The organism is Deltaproteobacteria bacterium (assembly GCA_023382265.1).
GTDB lineage: Bacteria > JAMCPX01 > JAMCPX01 > JAMCPX01 > JAMCPX01 > JAMCPX01.
The window spans coordinates 1-3,377 of record JAMCPX010000002.1 but is presented as its reverse complement, the minus strand read 5'-3'; the positions used below and the strand labels follow the sequence as shown (position 1 = coordinate 3,377).

At 41.5% G+C, this 3,377-nt stretch carries 2 protein-coding genes and 1 pseudogene; 1 reads left to right on the top strand and 2 read right to left on the bottom strand.

Translation table 11 applies throughout. The features are described from left to right. Positions 1-953: ATP-binding protein (locus tag M1381_00310; GenBank protein ID MCL4477531.1), on the top strand; the 953-nt coding region annotated here is incomplete at its 5' end. 183 nt (positions 954-1,136) lie between these two features. Here the strand turns inward: M1381_00310 and istB are convergent. Beyond that, complete coding sequence (gene istB / locus M1381_00305; protein ID MCL4477530.1) at positions 1,137-1,868, bottom strand: IS21-like element helper ATPase IstB; 732 nt, start codon at positions 1,866-1,868, stop codon at positions 1,137-1,139. A gap of 26 nt (positions 1,869-1,894) precedes the next feature. Next, positions 1,895-3,205, bottom strand: a pseudogene (gene istA, locus M1381_00300) (IS21 family transposase). Positions 3,206-3,377 lie beyond the last annotated feature (172 nt).

The window sequence follows — 3,377 nt, the reverse complement described above, 5'->3', positions numbered from 1 at the left end:
TAAGGCTACCTCCTCTACCTACATTTTATGAAAACAGAAAAAAAATATTTATAGAATTCTTCAATCTTCTTTTTAAAGAAAAAAAGAAGTTAGAAGATATTTATTTACCCTTAGTAAAAGAATTGCAAGAAAGTACTGAGGAAAACGAAAGACTATTTAATTTTTCTATTCAATTTAATTTTGATACAAAAAGTATGGCAGATAGAGGAGGTAGCCTTATAGATCATGGAAACAAAGGGCGGTTTTATCGAAGGACTATTGAATCTCTTTATGGAGAATTAGAACATCAAAAATTACCACTTAAAATAGAAAATGAAGATTTATCTAACCCCAATAAAGAAATTATATGGAAATTTATAAACGATATTGAGGCTCTATTCTTAAAAGATGAAAAAGGCATTGATTATAAGATTTCTACGCAATTAAAGGAAGGCTATACCGAAAAAGACTTTTACGATTGGCTCTATGGAATGGATTATTATAGTATTAGTTATTCTATAAAATTTAATGGGATAGAACTTGATAATTTATCACCAGGCCTTAAAGGAGTCGCACTGCTTATCCTATTTTTAGAATTAGACAAGGAAGATAAACGCCCTATACTTATAGATCAGCCAGAAGAAAATCTTGATAATCGCTCAATTTACCAGACTCTTATGAGATATTTCAGAGATGCTAAAAAAAGAAGGCAGGTAATAATAGTTACTCATAATCCAAACCTTGTCGTTAATACTGATTCTGAGCAGATAATTGTTGCGAATTTTGATAGAAGTTTAGGAAAACAAGTTTCAAAAATATCTTATGTTCAAGGTTCTCTTGAAAATACGTTTAAAGATGATTCGACAAATAGCATTTTAGAAAAACAAGGAATAAGAGAACATGTATGTGAAATCCTTGAGGGAGGAAAAGAAGCCTTTGAAAAAAGAGAACATAAATACGGTTTTAGATATTGATAATAGTCAAAAATTTTTTCCTATAGATTGGGTATGGGCGAGATTAGGCGAGATTGTGTATTTCACTCCATTCGGCAGTCTGTTTCAATTCTATTCGGCACCTGATTTCAATATCATTCGGCACCCCCATCGGAGCGTTAGCGACGCTGGCATTTTTGTTTATCTCCAATAGTTCATTTATAGTCAAGCCTTTCTTTGTTTTCTCATGGATTCCCCGGTAAGTTCAATCTTATAAGCATTATGGACAAGGCGGTCCAATATGGCATCTGCAAGGGTGGGGTCTATCATCATATCATGCCAGTTTTTAACCGGTAGTTGGCTGGTGACAATGGTAGACTTCAGTCCATGGCGGTCTTCCATAACCTCAAGCAGGTCACGGCATTGGTGTTGTGGGAGTTTGGATAATCCGAAATCATCAAGCACCAGGAGCTCTGTCTTAGAAAAGGTTGTCAGCAGTTTATTGTATCTGCCGTCCCCTTGTGCGATGCCGAGTTCTTCAAGCAGGCGTGGTAGTCTCAGATACAGTGCTTTATACCCTTGTCTGCATGCGCTTTGTGCAAGAGCACAGGCTATATAAGACTTTCCGATGCCTGTAGGCCCTGTTACAAGGACATTGAGATGATCCTTTATCCATTGACACGTACCAAGCTGGGGCAAAAGATGCTTATCCAGTCCCCGTGAATATCTTAAATCAATGTCTTCTATACAGGCATTCAGCCTGAGCTTTGCAGACTTAAGTCTGTTGACAAGGCGGTGGTTTTCCCGCTGGGTCATCTCCGTGTCCACTAGTAACCCAAATCTCTGTTCAAAGCTTAATGCCTCGATGTCTTTCATCTGTGCCTGTTCTTCGTACGCCTTTGCCATACCCGTAAGCTTTAACCCATAAAGCTTATCAAGTGTAGGATTGTTTAACATATATTTCCTCCTTTTGTTTTGTGTTTTTATTGATAATATTCAGGTCCGCGGATGTTGGAATGTTGTAAAGCCCCATGAAAAAGCTCTGACTGTTCTTGCACTGGTTTGCGGTCAAGTCCGTTTTTCAGGATGGACTCTATACTTCTGTAATTGATGGCTCCTATGCCCAACGCCCGTTTGCAAGCCTCGTTGAGTCTATCGTCTCCATAGTGCTTACCAAGTCTCATAATCCCAAGAGCCGAACGGAATCCCTGCTGCGGATGCGGCTTTTGTAAAAGAAGCTTTTCTATAAACACGGACACATGTCCGCCGGATTTGTTTGCCCAGCTTATAAGCCTCTGAGGTGTCCACTGTGCATATTCTTGATGTGCCTTGGGCATGTGCTCGGTTATCGTCGTATGCCTGTTCTGTTCTTGACTCCTTATGTGACTTGCTATCCGTTTGCCCTTATAGAGGCATTCAATAGTTTGGGCTGTTATACGTACATCAAGCTGCTTGCCCACCAGTTGATAAGGAACACTGTAATAATGCCTGTCCACCTCTATGTGATAATCAATGTTTACCCGTGCATGCTTCCACTGTGCATACTCATAAGGCTCTATGGGTAATGGCTTTAATGCTGGCTTGTCTATAGTGTTAAAAAGGCTTTCCCTTGACCCCTCAAGCCTCTTGAATGGATGCTTATTGAGCGCACTGAGCAATTCCTTTATACGATTGTTAAGCTCATAAAGAGAAAAGAATGTCTCATGGCGCAGCCTCGCAAGAATCCACCGCTGTACCAACTGCACCCCTGCCTCTACCTTTGCCTTGTCCCGCGGCTTTCTTGCCCTCGCCGGGATTACCGCTACCCCGTAATGGCTTGCCATCTCCTGATACGTGGGATTGATGTCCGGCTCATACCGGTTTGCACGCGATACCCCGGAAAGCAGATTGTCAGGAATAATAAGCTCGGGTACCCCTCCAAAATACTCGAATGCATGCACGTGCGAGCTTATCCAGTTATAAAGCTCCTGACTCCATGATGCCTCGGCATAGGTGTAATTGCTCGCACCGAGTACTGCGACAAATACCTGCGCTTGTTTAATCTCTCCGCGGTACCGGTCCGTTACCGGTACCGTTGTCCCGCAGTAGTCTACAAACAGCTTCTCGCCTGCCTTGTGATCCTGACGCATCACAAAATCCAGCTTGCCTAACCATTTGTTATAAAGCTGACAGAACCGCGTGTACTGATACCCTTGTGGATATTGCTCTTTATACTCTTGCCATAAAAGATCTTTCGTTACATCTTTGTTTTTGAGTTCTTCATGTACTTTTGACCAGTCAGGCTCAACCTTTTGACATAACCGTGTATTTGACGGATCATGGAACAACAGTCTTTCAAGTGTGTATTTCAATGCAAATCGGCCACTGATTTCAATCTAAATCGGCCGACCATTTCAATTTAAATCGGCCGCCGATTTCAATCAAATCGGGCGGGGGGGCCCATCTCCAAAGGGTCTCGTACGAACG